19 protein-coding genes are annotated in these 21,311 nt (G+C 64.8%); 13 read left to right on the forward strand and 6 right to left on the reverse strand.

What is annotated here, in order from left to right; genetic code table 11:
* Positions 1-45: 45 nt before the first annotated feature.
* Genes G6N46_RS03765 through merA form a run of 3 tightly spaced genes read right to left on the reverse strand, consistent with a single transcriptional unit; the run spans position 46 to position 2,440 of the window.
* The gene (locus tag G6N46_RS03765; protein WP_005148657.1) at positions 46-336 is read right to left on the reverse strand and encodes a mercuric ion transporter MerT; all 291 of its coding nucleotides are present in this window, start codon (positions 334-336) and stop codon (positions 46-48) included.
* Positions 337-368: 32 nt separating this feature from the next.
* Complete coding sequence (gene merB / locus G6N46_RS03770; RefSeq protein WP_005148656.1) at positions 369-1,010, reverse strand: organomercurial lyase MerB; 642 nt, start codon at positions 1,008-1,010, stop codon at positions 369-371.
* A 26-nt stretch (positions 1,011-1,036) separates the two neighbouring features.
* The gene (gene merA / locus G6N46_RS03775; protein WP_005148655.1) at positions 1,037-2,440 is read right to left on the reverse strand and encodes a mercury(II) reductase; all 1,404 of its coding nucleotides are present in this window, start codon (positions 2,438-2,440) and stop codon (positions 1,037-1,039) included.
* A gap of 56 nt (positions 2,441-2,496) precedes the next feature.
* On the opposite strand from merA, the gene G6N46_RS03780 reads away from it, so the two are divergent.
* From G6N46_RS03780 to G6N46_RS03800, 5 genes are all read left to right on the forward strand, one after another.
* The gene (locus G6N46_RS03780) at positions 2,497-2,886 is read left to right on the forward strand and encodes a heavy metal-responsive transcriptional regulator (protein WP_005148625.1); all 390 of its coding nucleotides are present in this window, start codon (positions 2,497-2,499) and stop codon (positions 2,884-2,886) included.
* Between the two features lie 138 nt (positions 2,887-3,024).
* A complete protein-coding gene (locus tag G6N46_RS03785; protein ID WP_079481877.1) occupies positions 3,025-3,666 on the forward strand; it encodes a cadmium resistance transporter in 642 nt (213 codons plus the stop codon).
* 430 nt (positions 3,667-4,096) lie between these two features.
* Complete coding sequence (locus G6N46_RS03790; RefSeq protein WP_138249302.1) at positions 4,097-4,771, forward strand: GNAT family N-acetyltransferase; 675 nt, start codon at positions 4,097-4,099, stop codon at positions 4,769-4,771.
* Between the two features lie 349 nt (positions 4,772-5,120).
* Positions 5,121-6,695: a sugar transferase gene (locus G6N46_RS03795; RefSeq protein WP_235688628.1), complete on the forward strand. Its 1,575-nt coding sequence runs from the start codon at positions 5,121-5,123 to the stop codon at positions 6,693-6,695.
* A 769-nt stretch (positions 6,696-7,464) separates the two neighbouring features.
* Positions 7,465-7,641, forward strand: coding sequence for a hypothetical protein (locus G6N46_RS03800; RefSeq protein ID WP_163692581.1), 177 nt, complete (start codon positions 7,465-7,467; stop codon positions 7,639-7,641).
* Between the two features lies 1 nt (position 7,642).
* On the opposite strand, the gene G6N46_RS03805 is transcribed toward G6N46_RS03800, so the two are convergent.
* Both G6N46_RS03805 and G6N46_RS03810 read right to left on the reverse strand, forming a co-directional pair.
* A complete protein-coding gene (locus tag G6N46_RS03805; RefSeq protein ID WP_061001262.1) occupies positions 7,643-8,581 on the reverse strand; it encodes an amino acid--[acyl-carrier-protein] ligase in 939 nt (312 codons plus the stop codon).
* Positions 8,582-8,586: 5 nt separating this feature from the next.
* A complete protein-coding gene (locus G6N46_RS03810) occupies positions 8,587-9,753 on the reverse strand; it encodes an acyl-CoA dehydrogenase family protein (RefSeq protein WP_061001261.1) in 1,167 nt (388 codons plus the stop codon).
* 106 nt (positions 9,754-9,859) lie between these two features.
* Between G6N46_RS03810 and G6N46_RS03815 the strand changes: the two genes are divergently transcribed.
* From G6N46_RS03815 to G6N46_RS03850, 8 genes are all read left to right on the forward strand, one after another.
* The gene (locus G6N46_RS03815; protein WP_029104977.1) at positions 9,860-10,096 is read left to right on the forward strand and encodes an acyl carrier protein; all 237 of its coding nucleotides are present in this window, start codon (positions 9,860-9,862) and stop codon (positions 10,094-10,096) included.
* A gap of 5 nt (positions 10,097-10,101) precedes the next feature.
* Positions 10,102-11,082: a DUF1839 family protein gene (locus G6N46_RS03820; RefSeq protein WP_234880659.1), complete on the forward strand. Its 981-nt coding sequence runs from the start codon at positions 10,102-10,104 to the stop codon at positions 11,080-11,082.
* A gap of 4 nt (positions 11,083-11,086) precedes the next feature.
* A complete protein-coding gene (locus tag G6N46_RS03825; RefSeq protein ID WP_138249300.1) occupies positions 11,087-13,459 on the forward strand; it encodes a glycosyl hydrolase 2 galactose-binding domain-containing protein in 2,373 nt (790 codons plus the stop codon).
* The gene (locus tag G6N46_RS03830) at positions 13,456-13,878 is read left to right on the forward strand and encodes a phosphopantetheine--protein transferase domain-containing protein (protein WP_061001258.1); all 423 of its coding nucleotides are present in this window, start codon (positions 13,456-13,458) and stop codon (positions 13,876-13,878) included. The genes G6N46_RS03825 and G6N46_RS03830 overlap by 4 nt, the downstream gene beginning before the upstream one ends.
* 264 nt (positions 13,879-14,142) lie before the next feature.
* Positions 14,143-15,324 carry a GumC domain-containing protein gene (locus tag G6N46_RS03835; RefSeq protein WP_138249299.1) on the forward strand — a complete coding sequence of 394 codons (1,182 nt, stop codon included), beginning with the start codon at positions 14,143-14,145 and terminating at the stop codon, positions 15,322-15,324.
* 39 nt (positions 15,325-15,363) lie between these two features.
* Positions 15,364-16,764 carry an O-antigen polymerase gene (locus G6N46_RS03840; protein ID WP_061010248.1) on the forward strand — a complete coding sequence of 467 codons (1,401 nt, stop codon included), beginning with the start codon at positions 15,364-15,366 and terminating at the stop codon, positions 16,762-16,764.
* A gap of 13 nt (positions 16,765-16,777) precedes the next feature.
* The gene (locus G6N46_RS03845) at positions 16,778-17,893 is read left to right on the forward strand and encodes a right-handed parallel beta-helix repeat-containing protein (RefSeq protein WP_110783730.1); all 1,116 of its coding nucleotides are present in this window, start codon (positions 16,778-16,780) and stop codon (positions 17,891-17,893) included.
* Between the two features lie 346 nt (positions 17,894-18,239).
* Entirely contained in the window at positions 18,240-20,225 is a 1,986-nt protein-coding gene (locus G6N46_RS03850; protein WP_138249298.1) for a right-handed parallel beta-helix repeat-containing protein, read from the forward strand.
* Here G6N46_RS03850 and G6N46_RS03855 read toward each other — a convergent pair.
* The gene (locus tag G6N46_RS03855) at positions 20,215-21,309 is read right to left on the reverse strand and encodes a glycosyltransferase family 4 protein (protein ID WP_061001044.1); all 1,095 of its coding nucleotides are present in this window, start codon (positions 21,307-21,309) and stop codon (positions 20,215-20,217) included. The genes G6N46_RS03850 and G6N46_RS03855 overlap by 11 nt on opposite strands.
* Between the last annotated feature and the right edge of the window lie 2 nt (positions 21,310-21,311).

Below are 21,311 nucleotides of genomic sequence, written 5' to 3' on the forward strand. Positions count from 1 at the left end.
ACAGCCGTAACGCCCGCCCACCTGTGGGGTGTAAACGAACGCGTTTCAGACATTGTCGATGCTTCCTTTCGTCAGGTCGTCGAGCGTGTGCGTCGCGGGTGAATGGCTGTCGGCGGGACAGCAGTGATCGCCGCGTTGACCGCGGCGGGCGAAGGCGACCACAGCCGCCAGCAGCAGCGCGACGGCTGCCCCGATGACCCATGGATTCTCGAGCAGTCCACACACGGCGGCGAGCGCGCCGCCGGCGATCAGGACTGGCGCGGCGCAACACAGGGCCGTCACCAGCACCGCTGCCGCACCCAGCAGCACGGGATTTCTTCGTGGACGTTGATTCATTGATTTCTCCTCATCAGGTTGGGTGCGGCTGGTCAGCTGCAGCAGCCGGGGTGGGCAGTTGGCGGGGTATGGAGCTGGGTAAGGATTTGTGTGGTCAGGGCTGCGCCGAGTTGGTGGGCCTCAGCGACGCTGACGATCTGACCTTCGGGGTGCTCGGCGAGCCACGGCGCGGCGTCCTGCGCGCAGGTGAAGTAGTGCACCTGGTTGCAGAATGAGGACCGGATCGAGGTGAGGTCGTCGGGGTTGACCAGCGAGACCACCGCGGTCTCGGGCTGCACGCTGGTGACACCGTTTTCGCCGACCGAGACCCTGATCGGGTGCCCGCTGACGGGTGATTCGGATTCGATGCTGGCGGGCCGGTCCAGGATGGTGGGAAAGATGAGGGTGTCCAGGGCGCACCAGGTGTAGAGCTCTTGGCCGGCCACGGTGAATCGGTGGCGGGTCGGGCGCAGGGTCAGGCCCTGGCCGACGATGCGGCCCTGCTCGTCGTATTCGGTGTCGGGTACCGCGGCCAGACGCCGGGTCACCTCGTCAACCGGGAGGCCGACGGCCGCGGCGAGCGCCTCCACGGTGACCGGCTCGCCGGCGGCGAGCAGCCGCAGCAACGGCACCAGCATCGTCGGGTCGAGCCCGGACTCTTCCGGAATGGTCAGGCGGTCAAGGAAATTGGGCATCAGGAACCTTTCGAGTGAGCCATGCGTCAGGATGCGCAGCAGGACAGTCGGGACATATCGGCGCTGAAGGACTGGGCGGCGATTTTGATGCCTTCGGCCATGGTCAGATACGGGGCCCAGGACCCGGCGACCTGGTCGACGGTCATCGCGGCGTCGAGGATGTAGACCGCGGCGGCGGCGATCTCGCCAGCATCCTTGGCGACGGCGGTGATGCCGTGGATGCGGCCGGTGCCGGCGTCGGCGACGAGTTTGATGAAACCGCGGGTGTCTCGGTTGACCACCGCACGCGGCACATGTTTTAGCGGCAGCACCCGGCAGTCGCACCGTGTCCCGGCGGCGAGGAGCTCGGCCTCGGTCGTCCCGGCCGCACCGACCGCGGGGCTGGTGAACGTCACGCGGGGCAGATGGCGGTAGTCGACCCTGCGGCCGGCGTCGGTGAAGATGTTGTCGGCGACCATCGCGCCGTGATGGGCGGCGACGTAGACGAACTCGCGGTGCCCGGTCACGTCGCCGGCCGCCCAGATCCGTGGGTTCGACGACTGCAGCCCGTCGCTCACCACGACCTCGTTGTTCTCGCCGGTTTTGACCTGCACCGCTTCGAGATTCAGGCCGTCGGTGTTCGGACGGCGGCCGGTGGCGACGAGGACTTTCGCGGCACGGAACTGCTGCGTTCCGCCGGTGATGGTCGCGGTGACCGTGACCTGATCGTCGGCCTGCTCGACCTCGCTCACCGTGGCGCGGCGCACCACCCGGATGCCGTCGTCGGCGAACACCTCCAGCAGCGCCATGCCGACTTCCGGCTCTTCCTTCGATGCCAGCGTGGAGCGGACCAGCACCGTCACCGTTGACCCGAGCCGGGCGAACAGTTGCGCCTGCTCCAACGCGACGTAGCCGCCGCCGATCACCAGCAGCGACTCCGGGACCTCGGTGACTTCCATCGCGGTGGTCGAGGTCAGGTAGGCGACGCCCTCGAATGCGGGCGGGATGACTGGGTTCGCGCCGGTGGCGATCAGGTAGTGCTCGGCCTCGATGGTGGCATCGCCGACCTCGATGACGGGCGCGTCCGGGGTTCCGGCGAACCGCGCTTGGCCCTGAATGCGCTGCCAGCCATACGATTCGGCCACGTTGAGGTACTTCTCTGAGCGCAGCGACTCCACCAGATCGTGCGTGCCGGCGATCAGGGCCGCCATGTCCACCGGGCCGGCCGTGGTGGCGATCCCCGGGAACCGGGCAGTGTCGGCTGCGGTATGCCGGGCCTCGGCCGCTGCGATCAGGGCCTTTGACGGCACGCAGCCGGTGTTGACACACGTGCCACCGAAGATGCCGCGCTCGATCATGACGACGGACTTGCCGAGCGCGGTAGCGCGGATCGCCGCGGCCATCGCCGCGCCGCCGGAACCGATGACCGCGAGGTCCAATCCCTGACTCATGCACCCATCCTTGACCTTCAAGTAGGCTTGAAGGTCAAGTGTTCTGAGGAGACATCGTGAGAATCGGGAAGCTCGCCGAGGCGACCGGGGCCACCACCGCGACGCTGCGCTACTACGAAGACGAAGGCCTGCTCCCGCCCGCCGAACGTTCCCCGGCGGGGTATCGCGACTATGCCGCCGACACGATCGCCCGGGTCGGCTTCATCCGACGGGGACAGGCCGCCGGGTTCAGCCTCGCCCAGATTCGGCAGATCCTCGACATCCGTGACAGCGGCCACGCGCCGTGCACGCACGTGCGCGACCTGCTCGACATCCGACTGACCGACCTCGACGAGCAGATCAGCGCACTGGTGGCACTGCGCGAGACCATCGCCCGGCTGCGGCAGGGCGCCGAAAGCGTCGACCCGGAATCATGCAGCGCCGATGACGTATGTCGATACCTCTAGGAGCCACCTCCGTGGCACCGGAGGCATGTATTTCGTCAAGTCCGTTGACCCCGGCAGTCGTCATGAATTTCCGCCCCACTGGAGGTCGTTGGTGCGCGGGAGCGCGGGGCCTGCTGAGCAGTAGGCTCACCCGATGCGGTGGGATTTCACTCGAAGCTGGTCGCATTGGCCGTGCTGAGCCCAGCCACACTCGTTCAGGCGATCGCCACCTTCGCCATCACCAATATCGACGACATCGTGGTCCTCGCGGTGATGTTCGGCCAGGCGCCCGGTCATCGTGGCGCAGCCATCCGAGTGACCGCCGGTCAGTACCTCGGCTTCACCGCCATCTTGGCAGTTTCGGTCGGCGGCGCACTCCTGGGTGCCACGCTGCTTCCTCCAGCCGCACTGCCGTACTTCGGGCTGCTGCCCATCGTGTTGGGGCTGCGGGCGGCATGGCTGGCCTGGCGGGATCGCCGCACCCAACCGGCGCCGACCGATGATCCCGCAACACTGTTGACGCCTGGCACCTGGCAGGTCGCAGTCATCACCTTCGCCAACGGCGGCGACAACATCGGCGTGTACGTTCCGATCTTCGCCGTCTCAACGATCGCCACCATCGGTGTTTACATCATCGTGTTCCTCATCGGTGTGGCCATCTGGTGCGCGGCCGGCCGATATTTCGCCTCCCACCCGATCATCGCCAAAGCACTCTCACGCTGGGGCCACATCGTTCTGCCCGTTGCACTGATCACAATCGGGGCCCTCATCCTCATCAAAGGCGGAGCGTTCGCCCTCTAGCTCGGAGCAACTTCACCACTCAGGGCCAGGAGGCGCTCCTGCATCGGCATGTGTTGGCGTTCAACCACTTTGGTGATGTCCCGGCCCGTATCCGCTATGACAATCTAAAACGGGCGGTGGCCAAGGTGCTCAAAGGCCGCAGCCGGCACCCGAACTACCAACACGAGCGAGCGCACCACAGAATCATGATCGTGTGTCACGAGAGACACGATCACAGTAGTTATACCGAAGACGTACCCGAGCCAACGGAATCGACAGGAGACCATTCCGGCTACCCTGCTGCGCTCGCAGCCGGGCGCGGAAGCAGGGTTGCCCCAGATTCAATGAGAAACGTCGCGATCGAAATTCTCATCCAATCTGGGGCAATGCAGGTCAGACTAGTAAATGTGCCCCAGATTCAATGAGAACGGACATCTGGGATGATCGAGGCGTGACCGATGTGCTCGCCGACCCCTTCAACGCCGCGCTCGACGGCCCACACAGCCGGTTCCGTGAAGTCAGCGGACGGATCCAGCGATACCGCGCGGACGTTTCGGTGTTCTATGGTCACCCACGCGAACTGACCGCCGAGGACTACATCCACGTCGCCCGCCTGGCCGGCGACACCGGGATCGCGGTCCTTCGCGACCGCGCCACCGCGCTGCCCGCGGGCTGGTCCGTCGTCGAGACGTTCGGTTTGGTCCAATATGAGGGCAGCGAAATCGAAGCTGCTCCCGATCCGGCGGCGATACCTCTGACGCCGGCCGACGTGCCCGAGATGACCGCCCTGGTCGAGCGGACCAAACCGGGACCGTTCCTCCCCCGGACCATCGAACTCGGAACCTATCTGGGTATCCGCGCCGCCGATGGTTCGCTCGTCGCGATGGCCGGCGAGCGGATGCGACCGACCGGATTCACGGAAATCAGCGCAGTGTGCACCGCCCCCGAAGCCCGCGGACAGGGCCTGGCGTCCCGCCTGATCCGCGCAATCGCCCACGGTATCCGCGAGCGCGACGAAACTCCGTTCCTCCATACATCGAGCGACAACCCGGCTCAGAGGCTCTACAAGGCGATGGGTTTCACTCTGACGCGTACGGTCCCCCTCGAGATCGTCCGTATTTCCTGACTCGGGTCGCTTCGCCGACACTCCACGTCCTGGGCCGTCTGCGATGGTCCCGGAATCCGTGTGTCGGCTTCGCCCGTTCCATGAACTCCTGACCAGTCAGAACCGCCGACCTCGCAGGAGTCGGGCTTCAAGCGTGATGGCCGTAGCACGCGTTCGTTAGGTGTCCTACTTGCCGATTCCAAGCCTTCGGTATAAATTTGCTAAAAATCGCGTTCGTTAACAAGTAGCACGTCGCGCGAGACCACCGCCGGTCACCGCGCTGATCCCAAATCGGCAGGTGAACCCTGCGAGCAGCCTGGGGTCGAACCAACCGAGTGAGTCCCGCCCAGCAGAGAGCGCCCCGGTAGCCATGTCGACACCTACAGTTGGAAACCCGCAGGTAAACAGTTCAAACGAGTCCACCACCGGCCAATTCCCCGCTGCAAGCGAGCTTGCGCTGCAGCTACCAGCTGCTACCACAATCAGCAACCGGGGAAGGTCAATGCGTGAGCAGCGTCACGCAAAATATGCACGCAAGCTCATTTTCAGCGATGCTCTAGTTATTTGCTCTTCCGTCATCCTGGGGCAAATTTTCCGGTTCGCCACCACCGGTGGCCACCCTGTCTACGTGTCCCTCGACAACGGTCCGCATGTCCGGTATCTGGCCGTATCGGCTGTCATCGCGGTGGCGTGGATGGGCTTCCTATCACTGGGCAGCCGCTCGGCCAAGGTCGTCGGCCGAGGCTTCGATGAGTACGTCACCCTCGCCGCGGCCACGTTGCAGCTGTTCGGCCTCATCGCCATCGCCTCGACGCTGTTCCACCTGAACATCTCGCGCGGCTATCTCGCCATCGCTCTACCGACGGGCCTGGTCGGTCTGATCACCACCCGCTGGATCTGGCGCAAATTCCACGCGAGCAAGCGCCGCCTGGGCTACAACCAAAGCCGCCTCCTGGTCGTCGGTGCTACCAGTGCTGCCGCAGACATCGCCACCGAGTTCGCCAAAGACCCCTGGGCCGGTTACCACGTCGCCGGGTTCTGCACCCCCATGGGACCCACGCACGCCAAGGAAGTCATCACCATCGCCGGCCGCGACATCCCGATCGTCGGCACCGACGAAGCCATCCTCGCCGCCGTTCATCGCACCAACGCCGACACTGTCGCCCTGGCTGCCACTCACCATCTCAGCCCCACCGAGATCCGCCGACTCATGTGGGAACTGGAAACCCACGGTATCGACCTCATGGTTGCCCCCGGCCTCATCGACATCGCCGACCAACGCCTCACCAGCCGCCCCGTCGCCGGCATGGCGGTCTTCGAGATCACCAAACCCCAATACAGCCGCGCAAATTCACTCATCAAGCGCACCTTCGACATCGCCTTCGCCGGTGCGGCGCTACTGGCGGTTGCCCCGCTCATGCTCGTCACCGCCCTGGCCGTCAAGCTCACCAGCGCAGGCCCGATCTTCTACAAGGCGGAGCGCATCGGCCTGGACGGCATCCCGTTCAAGATGACCAAGTTCCGCAGCATGTACCAAGACGCTGATGCCCGCCAAGCCGACATGATCGCCGCCAGCGGAGGAGGCGCGATGTTCTTCAAGATGAAGGACGACCCGCGCGTCACCCCCATCGGCAAGATCATCCGCAAGTACTCCATCGACGAACTCCCCCAGTTCTTCAACGTCCTCACCGGACATATGAGCGTTGTCGGCCCTCGACCCCAAGTGCGCCGCGAAGTCGACACCTACGACGACCTCGTCAGCCGACGCCTCACCGTCAAACCCGGCCTCACCGGCCTCTGGCAAATCAGCGGACGCTCCGACCTCGCGGTGGAAGACGCTGTGCGCCTGGACCTTTCGTACGTCGAAAACTGGTCTCTCCTCCAAGACATCCTCATCATCGCCAAAACCGTCCGCACCGTCCTCACCGGCAGCGGCGCCTACTGACAACCGTGGCGACTTGCCCACGAAACTCCTGGACCTCGAGCGAGACCGCCCCCGATCAACGTCGCTCGAGGTTCAGGCATGCCAGGAGATGCGCGGCAGAATGACGGGATCGAGTCGGCACGATGCGGCGCTGTGGCTGGCGATCATGACCATGGCTGGTGCGGTGGCCTGCTGCCCACCAGCCATGGCGGACCCGTCACCGACGTCGCCGGTTGACTCGCGGCCGGGGGCATCCGCAGGAGCAGACGGCCGTGTAGCGCGTTTCGGGCACACATCGGCCAAGTCCCCCAAGGGCTTACCTTCATCACCGAGCGTCGGTGACGTGCCCGCTGCGCCGGCTCAGGCCCCTGGGAAGACGGTCCGGCGCACACCAGGCGGCGCGGACTTCGAGGCCGAGCGGCCGGCGGCGAAAGCGGCCGAGCCGAGTGACTCGGAAATGTCTGCCCGCCCGGGCCGTGCACCGGCGGGCCAGGAATCATCGACCGGTAGCCGCGCAGTTCCCCGCCAACGGACAGCCTCCGGTCGGCGGCCGAGTACGTCCACCGAAGCTACCCGGCGCGCGTCGCGGCTTCCAATCGACTCACCCGAGAAACCCCACCGGGTGCAGGTGAGTGGCCATGCCGCCACGACTCTATCGCCGACCGTAGCGCACGAATTGCGCTGGGATGCAACACCGTCTGACGAACGACCGGATGCGCCACAACTTTCGGCACCGACGAACAGGGTCAGCATCAGAAGTTCAATCGCTGACCTTGCCCGGTTGCCGCTGGTGATAGGGCCGGATTCGGACAGTCCGGTCGCACTGCGCGGCAACTTGGTCAATGCGGCCGCGGTCCCCGGGTCCGTGGCGATGCTGATGGTCGTCGCAATCGGCGTCGCCCTGGGCTGCCGACAGGCGAAGCGGCATGACGTCGCCGGGTCCGACGTCATGCGCTTCATCTCCTGAACTACCACCCGAGCGCTTCGCGAACCGCGCTCGGCCATGAATCAGGCTTTAGGCCATGGGTTTTGAGCAGGGCAAGGGCGATTCGTTCCATGCCAAACCCAACGCAGGCGCTGTGCGCCACGGCCCCGTCAGCGGTCGACAGCCCAAACGTCTCACCAAAATGATCCCGATGGCAGTTGGCCGACACCACGGCAGTACCGTCATCGAGGTCGTCGTAGAGCCGCACCAACAGCTCCGTCTTGAGATTCTCGTCCCGCTGGTTGGCCGCCAGCATTCGGCCCGCTCTGCCGAAGAACGGATCATTGGCAGGCGCGGGCCGGGCGTCCAGGCCGAGGGCGGTGAGTACCTCCATGCCGTGGTCCACCCACGAGTCGCGATGTCTCTCAGCTTGTTCGGGTGAGCCGACGCGCACATACTCGTGCATTCGGAAGGCTTGCATACGCGCTGGGTCGATCGCAGGCTCATGCCGGAAGCAATAGCCGTAGATATCCATCAGCGCCCCGCCTTCGGGAAGGATCTTGGCGAGCGTGCCGTAGCTGGGATGGCACGCGGCCGAAACCAGCATGGTCCCAGCAGGGTTCAGGTGGCCATCCCACGACAGTCCGGCGTCACGATCCGCCAGCAGCGCGCGATGCTCGGGGTTGCCTCCGGTGAATGTCGAGATGGCGCCTGTCAGATTCGGGAACGACGCGATGTAGTCGGTCTTCTCGAACGCTTCGCGCGGGTACAACGGAGGAAAACGCAAGACCGCAGCCGCGTCGCCGTGCACCTCGGCGCCCTTCCGACGCACCGCGACATCGATGCCGTCGATGATCTTCTCGAAATCACCGCCGCGGCCGTAGAGTCCGTCGATGCCCAACGGCACCAAGTGGCCGACATCGACCAGCTCATCGCGAAATTCTTTGCGCGCCAATTCGAGCGGCTCGCCAGCTGTCGTCAATGCTCTCACCCCCGGTAGGCCAACACGAGATTGGCGTTGTTTACTCGAATACGTTCGTTCGAGACCATCAGCTGTGGACCGAATGCGTCCCGTAGGAGACGTCCCATGGTCAGCGCGTGGTCCTCGCGGTAACCATTGAGGCCGACGATCTTCAACGCCTCGGTCACCACATCGATCACCGCAGTCGATGCGGCGATCTTGAGATTGTTCATGGCGACGGTGAAGCTGATGGTCGCTTCATCGGCACCGGACTCGGCCAAGGACTGATAGCGCAGAACCTCGTGTAGCACCATCGATTCGAAGCGCTGGTGCGTCACGGTCAGATCAGCCAGCACCGACGCTTGCGGGACGGTCTTGTCCGGCGCCTTGCGCGCGGCTTGTCGAACGACCGTGCGGGCTTTGGCGTATGCCGCGTCGGCGATTCCCAACCACACCGACGCCCACAGGGTGTGTGACGCGGGCAGCATCGTGGTCGCCAGGATGCTCGCGTAGTCGGCCGGAATCAGGTTGGCGGCCGAAGTCCGCGTCGACAACAGATAGCCGGGACTGCACGTGCCACGAAAGCCCATGGTGTCCCAGGTGCTGGTGCGCTTGAGATCGGTGTCGCCCGCCGGACACAACAGCAGGACTTGATCGTTCTTGGCTGCATCCGGGTGACGCCTGGCGGTGGCGCCGATGTAGTCGGCCTGCTCGGCATACGAGATCACCGGCGCGTTCTTTTCCAGGAGAACTTCGTCGCCTTCGCTGACGATCGCACACGTCGACGAGCCGAGATCACCACCAGTTGTGCTCTCAGTTGTTGCTGACGCAATGAGCAACTGATTTGCTGCGATGCTTCTTGCCACTTCCGCGGCGGGGCCGCTACGGGCGTACTTCGCAAGGACCAGGGCCTGCGTCTGGTGCATGGCGAAGACCATGCCCGCGGCGCTGCACGCGGTACCCAGCGCCCGGGCGATCACCGACAGTTCGGCGATGCGGAACCCCTGACCACCGAGTTCGGCTGGAAGACCGCACGAAAGTAATTGTGCCTGTTTGAGTGCGTCGACGGCTTCGTGCGGGAACCGCGCCTGCTGGTCGACCTCATCTGCGGCGCCAGCGGCGACGCGCACGGCGTCGACGAGCCCGGGAATGGTCGACGCGGTGCGCGTGACCGCACCGTCAAGATCGGGCATGAGACCCCCTCGGGCGATGAACCGACCTTCGGTTCCTCGCAGAATTGTAGTTAGCTGTGATGAATACAGCGAACTATCAGCGGCGAATACTCTGTATGATACGGGTATGCGGGAAACCATCGAACGCGTTTTGGCTGCGCACGGCCGGATGGCCGTCGACCCGATCGGGGTGGCCGACGACGCCGACCTCTATGAATTGGGCCTGACCTCCCACGCTTCGGTGAATGTGATGCTGGCGCTCGAAGACGAGTTCGACATCGAATTTCCCGATGAAGCCCTCAAGAAGTCCACCTTTGCCTCGATACGGAACATCCAGGCGGTCGTCTCGAATCTCGCCAAGTAGGGCTCATGAGTCGCGCCATGGTGCCGCAAGCTGCCGCTGCCCTGCAGATCGACGCCAGGCCCGACGGTTACGAACCGCATTTCACGCACCACGCCGACCGGCTCTGGGTCGAGACGAACTGCTATCTCGACCTGTGGATCGAGATTCTGAATTGTCTTGGGCTGGACCCTGTTCCGAGCTTCGCGTCGCTGCTTTCGGTTGACCATGACGGGCTCAGCTGGACCTTCGGCAAGCAGCAACCGGAAGACCTGCGTCGGCTGTACGGCATCGAGGTAACCGAAGAGAATTCGTGGCTTCCGGTGCTCGAATTGGTGGAGACGGGGCCGCGGCGCGGCGTGCTGCACACCGTGGAAGTCGACAGCTGGTGGCTGCCCGACACCGCGGGAACCGCCTATCGCAATGAGCACGTCAAGACCACGATCACGCCCCTGAACGTCGACCGGAACGCAAGGCAGATGCGCTACCTGCACAACGCGGGGTTGTTCGCGCTCGACGGCGAAGACTTCGACGGCGTGTTCGGGCTGACTGCCGCGTCGGCACCGCTGCTCCCGCCGTACATCGAAGTCGTCCGTCTCTTCCCGGCCCGTGCACAGCCTGGTGCCCTAGCAATCATTGTGCGCGAGCATCTTTCACGTCGCCCGAGCGGAAATCCGATCGATCGTCTGGCAACCTGCGTCGAGGAGGCCGGGACCTGGCTGCCTGAGGCGGGGATGGCCCGCTTCCACTTGTGGGCCTTCGGTTCGCTGCGTCAGTGCGGGGCGTCGGCTGAACTGCTGGCCGATCTGGCCGAACACCTCGATGCCGAGTTCTCGGGTGCGGCCGCCGCAGCAGTGTTACTGCGTAACGTCGCGGCGGCGGCGAAGGCAGTGCAGTTCAAGATGGCGCGCGCGGTGAGCGGGCGGAAAGTCGATGTGTCCGCCGCGCTTTCCGCCATGGCCACCGACTGGCAGGACGCGCTCGACGTCATCGCCGACGCGGTGGGCTGAGGCGATGCCGGCACGTTGGCAGGTGTTGCGCCGGGACCCCGGCTCCGTTGCGGGACCCGCGGAGCTGACTGACGATTGGGCTGCCGCACGGACCCTGGACATCCCGGCGACGGTGGCGACCGCGTTCGTCGGCAACCCCGACGACCACGACTGGTGGTACCGGACCACGTTGACCACGGAACACGCGACCAGTATCGAATTCGAAGGACTGACCTTCCCCGCCACGGTCTTTCTCGATGGGTCGCCGGTGGCCGACTGTGAATCGATGTTTCTGCCGTTGCGCATCGAATGCGATGCCGGTGATCACGAGCTGGTGATTCGCTTCGCGTCGCTGAATCATTGGCTCAAGACGCGAAGGCCAAGAGGACGTTGGCGCTCCACGCTGGTCGGTGCACCGGGCCTGCGGTGGGCTCGAACGACGCTCATCGGCCGCGCCCCCGTGTATGGGAATCTTCCGGCGCCCGTTGGCATCTGGCGTCCGGTGACTGCTGTCACCGCGCAGACCCGGACCGATGTCGTCACCAAGGTCGACGGAAACGTCATCACAGTTGCGGGAACCAGCGGTGCGCGCACGATCCGGCTCACCGTGGTGGATCCGGCCGGCCGACAGATAGCCGACGACACCACCGCACCGACCCAACGTGGCTTCCGGTTCGACGTCGCCGTTCCGTCTCCGCTGCTCTGGTGGCCCAACGGCTATGGACCGCAACACGTGTACCGGGTACGCCTTGAGGCCGATGGCGTGGAAGTCGCCGACCGGCCCGTCGGATTTCGGACACTGTCGGTCGCAGCGGACGGATTTCGGATCAGCGTGAACGGCACTGCGATCTTCTGCCGGGGCGTGACGTGGTCTCCCCCGGACCCCATCCGGGCATTCGCCGATCCCGATCAGATTCGCGATCAGGTAAGGACTTTCGCGGCCGCCGGTGCCACGATGGTGCGAGTGGTGGGTGGCTTGCTCTTCGAGCAGGCCGAGTTCTGGGAGGCCTGCGCCGAGGCGGGCCTGCTGGTGTGGCAGGACGCCATGCTGGCGACGTTCGATCCCCCGGTCGAGCAGAGCGAGTTGATCGCAAGAGAACTCATCTCGGTCCTGCAAGGAGTGTCGGGAAACCCAGTGCTGGCGGTGGTCAGCGGAGGCAGCGAGACGCTGCAACAGCCCGAGATGCTCGGACTCAGCCACGACGAGTCGGTGATTGAGGTCCTGGAATCAGTACTTGGTGCCGCTGTCGCGGAACACTCTGATGCCCACTACGTCCGGGCCTCACCGTCGGCCCCACCCGGTACCGCCGATCTCGCGATCCGCCCGGACACCGGCATAGCGCACTGGTTCGGCGTCGGTGGCTACCTACGACCAATCGCCGACGTGCGGAGCGCCGGAATCCGGTTCGCTGCCGAGAGCCTGGCGTTCTCCAATCCCCCGGTGTCCGACTACGTCGAACGTCATTTCGGCTCCGCCGCGATGGCCGGTCATCATCCCGATTGGAAGGCCGGCGTGCCACGGGACCGCGGCTCCTCCTGGGACTTCGAGGACGTCCGCGACTTCTACGCGCACGAGGTGTTCGGTGAAGTCCTGCTCGCCGTCCGGCGCACGGAACCCGAACGGTATCTGCAGCTCGGGCGCCTTGCCGTGGCCACCGCGATGCGCGAATGCTTCGCCTACTGGCGGCGAGCCGACTCAGGCTGTGGCGGGGCCCTTGTGCTGTCCGGCCGGGACACAGTGGCCGGCGCCGGGTGGGGACTTCTGGACTCCGACGGCGCGGCGAAACCGGCACTGGCTGTGCTGGCCAGGACCTGGGCTCCGGTAGCGGTCTTGCTCTCGGACGAGGGCCTCGCCGGCGTCAGAATCGACGTGTACAACGACACCGACGCGGAGCTGCGTGGTGAATTGACCTTGACGGCAACGAATTCCGTGGGCGTTGCGGTGGACGCCACTCGACCGATCACGGTGCCCCCGGCCTCGTCGACCGCATTCGTCGATACCGAGCTGTCAGGACAATTCCGAGATCTGTCACAGGCCTATCAATTCGGCCCGCCGACAGCGGATGCCGTCCAGGCCCGGGTCACCTTCGACGGCAGACCGACCGTGTACGACGTGCTGGTCGTGAATCCTGCAGGCAGGCAAGCAGCTTCACTGCTGACCGCGACGGCATCCCCGGTATCGGAAGGCATATGGGTGCTCGAGTTAGTGTCCGAGGTCGCGTTGCGGTACATCGAAATCGAGATTTCTGGTTGGCGGGTCAGCGACAACTATTTCCACGTGGCCGCACGACTACCGCGTCAGATCATGGTGACCCGGCAGAGCGGCGGTGAGTCGCCGACCGGAACAGTCGGGTCGATCGATCTGCGCGCGTCGATTCCGATACGGAGATCGGTGTGATCGTTCCTGAGGTGCAGGTTCCGGGTCACCACGTCCGGGTCGGTTGCGATGTGGTGAGTCTCGACGAGATCGAACACTCCGTGTCGACGTTCGGCGCGCGGTTCCTCGCCAAGATCTATACCGACGACGAGCTGGCCGCATGTGCCGGACCGAGCCGGCTTTCTCGACTCGCGGCCCGATTCGCCGCTAAAGAGGCCGCTATCAAGGCATTTTCACGCCCAGATGCCGCCTTCGTGCCCCGCGAGATCGAAGTGGTGACGGCGAAACCGCTCGTCACCCTCCGGTTGAGTGGCTCGGCCGCAGTGCTGGCGGCCGAGCAGCAATGGCGGCAGATCTCGCTGTCGCTGACCCACGCCGAATGCCACGCTGCCGCCGTGGTTGTGGCGGTCTGCGCGACCACATCACTTGACCTGGCTTGATTCAGAGGTGTTGCTGTAGTCGCAATATGTGGCTTCTAGCAACGCCATGTGATGGAGTTGTCGGCTATCAAATCCGTCGGAGCAATTGATGCCAAATAGCATGTAGAAGGCTATTTATGGCGATCATGGGGTCATCTCGCCGACCAGCTAGACCAAGGCATCACTCGCGCCTCAGCGATGATTGCTAACATCTCTGTAAATTTGCCATCTGGCCCAGCCTTCATTACTGTCTAGGCCACACGAACAGGTTTGGAGGGAGCCGACGTGGGACAGCGACGTAGGTCTGCGATTTCGAAGTGGGTTACGCCGCTGTGGCCGATCACGCTGGTGGGCATCGTGCTCGGCGCGTTGATCGGCGCAGTCGCCCTGGCCCCGAGCAAAGACGTGACCGCCAGCACCACGATTCGGGTCGACGAACCCATCGAGGCCAACCAGATAATGCTCGGTACGCAGCCGCTGCTGAACACGATGCCCGATTACATGTCGGGTGAATTGGCCTACCTGGCATCTCCCAGCTATCTGGATTCGGTCGCCAAGAAACTCGGGGAGAACAAGAAGCCCAACGTTTCTGCGTCGCAGGCGGGTAAGTCGAACCTCGTCACGCTCTCGGCCACCGCCGGCAATTCAGACGAAGCTCGCCGGACCGTCGACGCGGCCGTCATCGTTTTCACCGGTCACGTGTTCGACCAGAACCAGCAGCGGTATCAGGCCAGCCTCGACGCCGTCAACGCGGTCATCCCCAAGCTCGAAGAGGCTCAGCGGGCCAGCGAACCGGTCGCGACACGCCCGACCGACGAGCTCGTCCAGCTGTATTTCCGGCGTACGTCACTTCAGGTCGAGCTGCTTCGGACACCAGGCGTGCAGACCGTCGAGCCGACCCGCGTCGCCGAAGCGACCGGACTGCTCAGCTCGCCGGCGTTGGGCCCCATCGGTGGCGGTCTCCTCGGCGGCATCGTGGCGCTGGCCGGTGCCATGGTGTGGCGCACGCGTTCCGGCACCGTCACGTCGGTCAGCCAGTTGGACGGCGACGACAAACTCGCACTCCGGCCGGTGCTTCGCCTCGCGCGCCGAGAGGTGGACGAGGTGGCGGCACGGACGATCTATGCGCAACTCCCCCGCCCCTGCACCGGCACCATCCTCGTCGTCGGGGCGTCCGCCGATTCGGGTTCCGCGACCGTGGCACGGCATATCGCCTTCGCCGCAGCCGAGCACGGCGAGGCCGTCAGTGAGGACCTTGCCGAGGGCGACAGCGCCCGCCGTGCCGAGACGACGATCCTCGACGGGGGCACGTGGAGCTCGCCGGTCGCGGTGGAAGCGGCTGATACCGCCGACCAGATCGTCGTCGCCGTTCGGATCGGGTTCGACACCGCGAGCGACGTCGACATCGCCGCCCGCTCGGTCGCGCACCGCGACATTCCCGTCTCAGTCGTGGCGACCCGCGCGTGACGGCCAGATTCAGCCGGCAAGCATCGCGGTGATCGCCGCATGCTGATGGCAACGAAACTCCGCGCCGCAGCCGCGTCGACCACAGGTGGCGAACTCCGGCTGGGATGGCTGTCACCAGCCGTGGTGTCTCTTGCCGTCGGGTCGAGTGCGATCCTGCTGACCGCATCGGTCGACGATCAGCAGTTCCGGACGTACTGGCAGGAACCGAAAGTCGTGACGGACAGCATGCTGTGGCTGTTCGAATGCGGCGTCCTCGCCTTCGCTTTCGGCGCCATGATCGTCATCGCGGCCATGCCCGCCCGAGACAATCTGATCGCGGCCTGGCCCGCGTTGTCCCAGCGGCGCCGCGCTGCCCTCGAGCGCGTCAGCACGGTACTGACAACGCTCACGATCGTCGGGTACGTGGGATTCGCGGTCCTGATCGTCAAGAGCGGACTGGGGCCCGCCGAGTTGTTCGGCGGCTCCGATCACCCATGGGACGCCCCGGCCAAAACGGCCATCGGCAATATCCCAGGCGTCACCGCCCTCACCCAGATCGGTATCGCCGCGGTCGTTGTATCCGCAATCCTGCTGGCGCACAAGTACACCCGTGCTGAGCTGATCAAACTGCTCGTCGTCCTTGCGCTGTCGGTGCCACGCTCGTACATCTACTCGGAGCGCCTCGCGATCCTCGAGCTCGTGGTCCCGGTGGTGGTCGTCGGTGCCGGCTGGCTTTCCACCCGCGGCCGCAAGCAGCGCACCATCGCTCGCGCCATCCCCGTCGCCGGTATTGCCCTCGTGATCGTCACATTCGCCTTCTTCGAGTACTTCCGGTCGTGGATGTTCTACCGGATGCATGGCGAAGATTCGTTCCCCACATTCGTGATGAACCGGCTCGCGGGCTACTACGCGACAGCCATCAACAACGGCGCGGTCATCATCGATCACATGAGCTGGCCGGGCCGGCTCCCCTACGACACCCTCGAGTCGTTCTGGTCGGTGCAAGGTATCTATCAGCTGCGGCTCTACGAGCGCCTCGGCGGTCACGATCGGCCCTACCCCAAGACATTTGATCCGGATTCTCCGTACTACCGGGTCCTCGAGCAGTACGCGAACCCGGAGTTCAACAACCCAAGCGGGTACGAAGCCCCATTCGTGGATTACGGCCCGATCGGCGGTCTCGTGTTCTTCTTCGGACTCGGCTTGGTCGCCGGACTGCTGTACCGCCACTTCTGCAGAGGCAGCTTGGGCGGCCTCCTGGTGTATCCGATGTTCTTCACGGGGCTCGTCGAGTGGCCGCGGTACATGTACTGGGTCCAAGGCCGCGTCACCTACGCCTGGGTCGGCCTCGCCGCAGTGATCGTGGGCGTGCTCATGACCGAACGCAGGGCTCGCCGGCGCGAGACAATCTGGCCGAAGCAGCCCGCGCCCCTGAAACACCATCAATCGCAGTCGATCTGAGAGGGGCCGCCCCGTGCGAGGTCGGACAATTGTTGCGGCGCTGGGAGCCGTCGTGCTGATGGTCGCCGCCTGCAAACCGCTGTCGGCCGCAGACGACGGGGACCTCCGGGACGACACCGCGGCACTGCAGGCACAGTTCGATGCGCTCCAACCGGGCGCGACCCTGACCCTCGAGCCTCGGACCTACCATCACCGTGGCATCCTCACGGTTCGGACACCCGACGTCACCATCAACGGCAACGGCGCCACGCTGACTGCGACCAACGACGAGACGTCGGCTGTCGACATCCTCGGCGACGGCATCACCATCACCGACGTGACGCTCGCCGCGCCGTCCGACGGCAAGCGCTGGATGGGCGAACAGCAGCATAAACTCGTCGTCAAAGGGCAGCGGGCAACGGTCACCAATGTCAGGGTGACCGGCTCGGCCGGTGCCGGAATCTACTTCAGCGGCGCAACGCATTTCGTTGCTCGGGACATCACGATCACCGGAACCCGCGCCGACGGTTTGCACATGACGGGGGGCTCGGCCTTCGGTCAGGTCGACAACATCAAGACCGATCAAACCGGCGATGACGGTGTCGCGGTCGTGTCATATGACCACGACGCGGCGCCGTGCCATGACATCACCGAAAAGAACATCACCGTCGGGAGTACCCGTTGGGGCCGGGGTATCACAGTGGTCGGCGCGAACAACGTTGACATCAGTCACTTTTCGGTCGCAAATACCAGTTCGGCAGGGTTGTACGTCGCCAACGAGGGAAACCCGTTCTTCACGCGATCCGTCGAACGTGTCGCCATCACCGACGGCACCGTGAGCGGCGCCAACTGGGACAAGGATATCGAGCAGGGCGCCATTCTCGTGTACTCGGGAAATCCGGGACGATTCGTGCACGACGTCACCGTCTCGAATGTGACGGTCACCGCGACGAGCCCCACAGTGAACCGCAACGTGGCCATTGTGGATGAGACGAATGGCGGAGATCGCGCGATGCGCGGCATCAACCTGTCGAACATTCACCTGACGGCGACTGCGGTGGCGCCGTTCTACAGCAATGTGCCGGTCGGCAGCTACACGGTGGCCAACTGGACCAACGACGGCAAGCACATCGACGTCACCTCGATCTAGGCCCACCGACGTCGCCGGAGCCGTGTGCGGCAAACCTCATTTCCGATGCGCGACAGCCGGTTCGGCGGTAACAGCTGTTACTCTGCCGAGTGTCGAAATCTGACGCAAAACTGACGTCGTGGCAAAACAATTCAAAAGGTATCGAACAGCAACATACTGCTGGTTTGTTCCATTCCGCGTCAATTGACCTGATTTCTGGCGAATAGCAAACGGTTCCACTCTCACGCCGGCCTCCGGGACGAATTTCCGAAATGCAACACATTGCGGCCAATGCTCGTCATCATCGTTGCCACAAATGACGGCCGCGTAGCTCGGCGGCCCGATAACGCGTCGAGAGGTCGGGCAAATGGACATCACCATGTGCGTTGGGCGGGTCGGCGCATTGGCGGTCGCGTTGGGCATCGGTACCGCCATCGCCGGCATGGGCACCGCGGCGGCAGCGCCGGAGGCCACGTCGACCGCTCCACACCAGAACGACCCGAAACCCGCGTCGCCGAAGGCAGATTCGAAACCCACGAACAAGCCCAAGGGTCAAGGTCCGGCGGCCGGCGAGCGACCTCAGCGCGCCAAACCGTCTCGTGCCCAGGGGAAGACGCAACAGAATCCCACTGCCGCGCAACCGACCAAGAAGACGCCACCGCAACTGCCCACGGACGTACCGGCCGCAGCGGCCACCCCGCCGAAATCAGTACAGGTGGAATTGATTTCGACCGCCATCAGCACTCCCGCGGCGCAATTGCCCGCGACTGCCGGCGTTACCACGCCTACCGGCCCGTTGACCCACGGCGCGGCACCTTCGGCGCCGCTCGGTGCGCCGATCGCGTGGACCATCGCCGCGTGGACGCGACGTGCAAGCAGTCAGCTGCAGAGCCAGCCGGTCGCCGCCACGAGCCAAACCACCACTGCCGCAACCGAGTCAACCGCCACCACGGCTCAGCCCATGGCGGCCGCCGCAAGAGATACGAGCACGACGTCGCTCACCACCCTGCTCAAACCGGTCACCGCGGTCAAGACGAATCTCAATTCACTCGTCGCGGGCACGCCGACCATCGGTACGCCGGATTCCACCACGGGCGCCGTGTCCGGATCACTCAACGTGACCAATCAGGGCACAGGCACGGTCACGTACACCGTGTCATCGCAACCCACCTACGGCACGGTCACGGTGAATGCAGACGGCTCCTTCACCTATACGCCGACTCAGCTGGCGCGGGACCTGTCCGCCGTCTCGGCGAACCAGAACACCTCCAGCTTCACCGTGCTCGCCAGTAGTGGCTCGTCCAAAGTGTCCGAGACGGTCTCCGTGCCGGTGCTGGCGACGCCGATCACGGGCGACAGCACCGCTGTGCTCCAGGATGTGTTCAGTAATCTCAAGCCGGGCTCGACACTCACGCTGGCCCCAAAGACGTTCTACCACTCGGGTGTTCTGCAGATCACCGTCTCTGGGCTGACCATCAACGGCAATGGCGCGACGCTCCAGGCCACGAATGACGCCACGTCGGCGGTCGAGATTCTCGCCGACCACGTCACCATGAGCAATCTGACGCTCGGTGCGAACCTGACCGGCCCGCGCTACTACGCCGACGAGCAACACAAGTTGCTGATCGAGGGCGACTACGCGACGGTCAGCAACGTCACCATCAACGGCGCCGCCGGAGCCGGGGTGTACGTCCTGGGCGCCGGCTGGTTCAACCTGACCGGCATCACGGTGAACAACTCACGTGCGGACGGGATTTCGATGACCGGCGGCGCGCACGACGGCGTCGTCAACAACCCGGTGACGAACAACACCGGCGACGACGGGGTGTCGGTGGTGTCCTACATCCATGACGGGACCATCTGCTCCAACATCACCATCAACAACCCGATCGTCAACGGCACGACGTGGGGTCGCGGTGTGACGGTCGTCGGCGGGCAGAACATCACCTATAACAACATCAAGGTTTCGAACACCAACGGCGCCGGAATCTACATCGCTTCCGAGCCCAGCTACGACACGATGCGTGTGTCCAACGTGATCGTCAACGGCGGCACGGTGACCGGCGCGAACTACAACTCAGGCGTTGTGCACGGGGCCATCCTCGTCTATGCCGGCAATGCGGGTCAGCCGGTGACCGGCGTGACCATCGAGAACATTTCGGTGTCGGGAACTCCGCTCACTGCACAGCGTGAGATCGGCCTGATCCAGGAGACCGGCTCGAGCATGAGCGGCATCGTCTTCAAGAACATCAGTTTCGACAAGACCGCGCTGCCGATCTTCTACACCAACACGCCCAGCGGTAGCTACAGCGCAAGCGGCATCACGATGGGTGGCACGACGATCATCGCCTGACCTGGCGCAGGCCGTCCGGCATCAGGGCATCCAGCATTGCCGGAAACGCCAGCCGCGCGTCGTGATCGGCACATACCCGTTCGTACGCCCGCTCGACCATTTCGGCTACACCGGAAGGGTTTTCGAGCACGGCGGAGATGGCCGCACCCAGCGCATCGGCGTCTCCGACGGGGACCAGCACACCGGCGCCGTCGCGCAACAGCCAACTGCTGCCGCCGTGATCGGTCGCGATGACGGGAACGCCGACGCTCATCGCCTCGAGCGCCACGATCGGGCCGGCCTCCGGCGATGTGCTCGCGTTGACCAGGATGTCCCAGTTCAGCACCGTCGCGACCGGATCGACATGACCGAGGAAGTCCACCCGACCGTCCAGTTCTGCGCTCGAAAAGTGTTGCAGCTCAGTGAGATAGTCGGCGTCGGCGTGGAATGCGCTGCCCGCCACCTCACAGCGGACCCCAGGTATCTGCGTGAGTGCCTGGAGCAGCACCTGGTGGCCTTTCCATGGCGTGATCACTCCCATGATGCCGATCACCGGCTGCGGACGTGCCCGCCGCTGTGCGCGTACACCCGGGATGTCCACGCCCAACGGGGAGACCGACACCTCGAGCCCGAGCTGCTGCACGGGCGCAGCCGTCGGCGGTGACACCGCCACGGCCCGACGAATGGCCGGCCGGCCGATCCGGACCATGGCCCGCTGCTTGGCTTCGTCGATGGTGTCGTGGACGAGCCATGACACCCCTTGCCGCAACCTTGCGAAACGAGCGGCCGGTAGCGCGAGCAGGGAATTCACAATGACCACGTCGTGCGCGCCGACGGTGCGGCGGATCACCGCCGCGGCGCGGAGCCAACGTCGCGCCAAGGCGCCGAGCGCCATCATCCGTGCGACACCCGAGGCACCCCCGAGGTCGAGTTCGTCGATCTCGCTGTGCGCGACGCTCGCGGGCAGCCGGTCAGCCAGGACCCCCACGGGGCTGATCACGCGAACCTGATCACCGCGTTCGAGAGCGGCCTGAATCAGCCGCAGCAGAACGACTTCCGCGCCCGAAACCCGGCCGGCCCGGTTGACGAAGACGATCGAGGCCACTG

The organism is Mycolicibacterium phocaicum, assembly GCF_010731115.1.
In the GTDB taxonomy this organism is placed as follows: domain Bacteria; phylum Actinomycetota; class Actinomycetes; order Mycobacteriales; family Mycobacteriaceae; genus Mycobacterium; species Mycobacterium phocaicum.

What these genes read in the sequence shown, in the direction of transcription:
- G6N46_RS03820 (WP_234880659.1), top strand. Translation starts at nt 10,102, where the DNA reads ATGAGTCGCGCCATGGTGCCGCAAGCTGCCGCTGCCCTGCAGATCGAC.
- merA (WP_005148655.1), bottom strand. Translation starts at nt 2,440, where the DNA reads ATGAGTCAGGGATTGGACCTCGCGGTCATCGGTTCCGGCGGCGCGGCG.
- G6N46_RS03795 (WP_235688628.1), top strand. Translation starts at nt 5,121, where the DNA reads ATGTCGACACCTACAGTTGGAAACCCGCAGGTAAACAGTTCAAACGAG.
- G6N46_RS03815 (WP_029104977.1), top strand. Translation starts at nt 9,860, where the DNA reads ATGCGGGAAACCATCGAACGCGTTTTGGCTGCGCACGGCCGGATGGCC.
- G6N46_RS03765 (WP_005148657.1), bottom strand. Translation starts at nt 336, where the DNA reads ATGAATCAACGTCCACGAAGAAATCCCGTGCTGCTGGGTGCGGCAGCG.
- G6N46_RS03810 (WP_061001261.1), bottom strand. Translation starts at nt 9,753, where the DNA reads ATGCCCGATCTTGACGGTGCGGTCACGCGCACCGCGTCGACCATTCCC.
- G6N46_RS03840 (WP_061010248.1), top strand. Translation starts at nt 15,364, where the DNA reads ATGCTGATGGCAACGAAACTCCGCGCCGCAGCCGCGTCGACCACAGGT.
- merB (WP_005148656.1), bottom strand. Translation starts at nt 1,010, where the DNA reads ATGCCCAATTTCCTTGACCGCCTGACCATTCCGGAAGAGTCCGGGCTC.
- G6N46_RS03850 (WP_138249298.1), top strand. Translation starts at nt 18,240, where the DNA reads ATGGACATCACCATGTGCGTTGGGCGGGTCGGCGCATTGGCGGTCGCG.
- G6N46_RS03825 (WP_138249300.1), top strand. Translation starts at nt 11,087, where the DNA reads ATGCCGGCACGTTGGCAGGTGTTGCGCCGGGACCCCGGCTCCGTTGCG.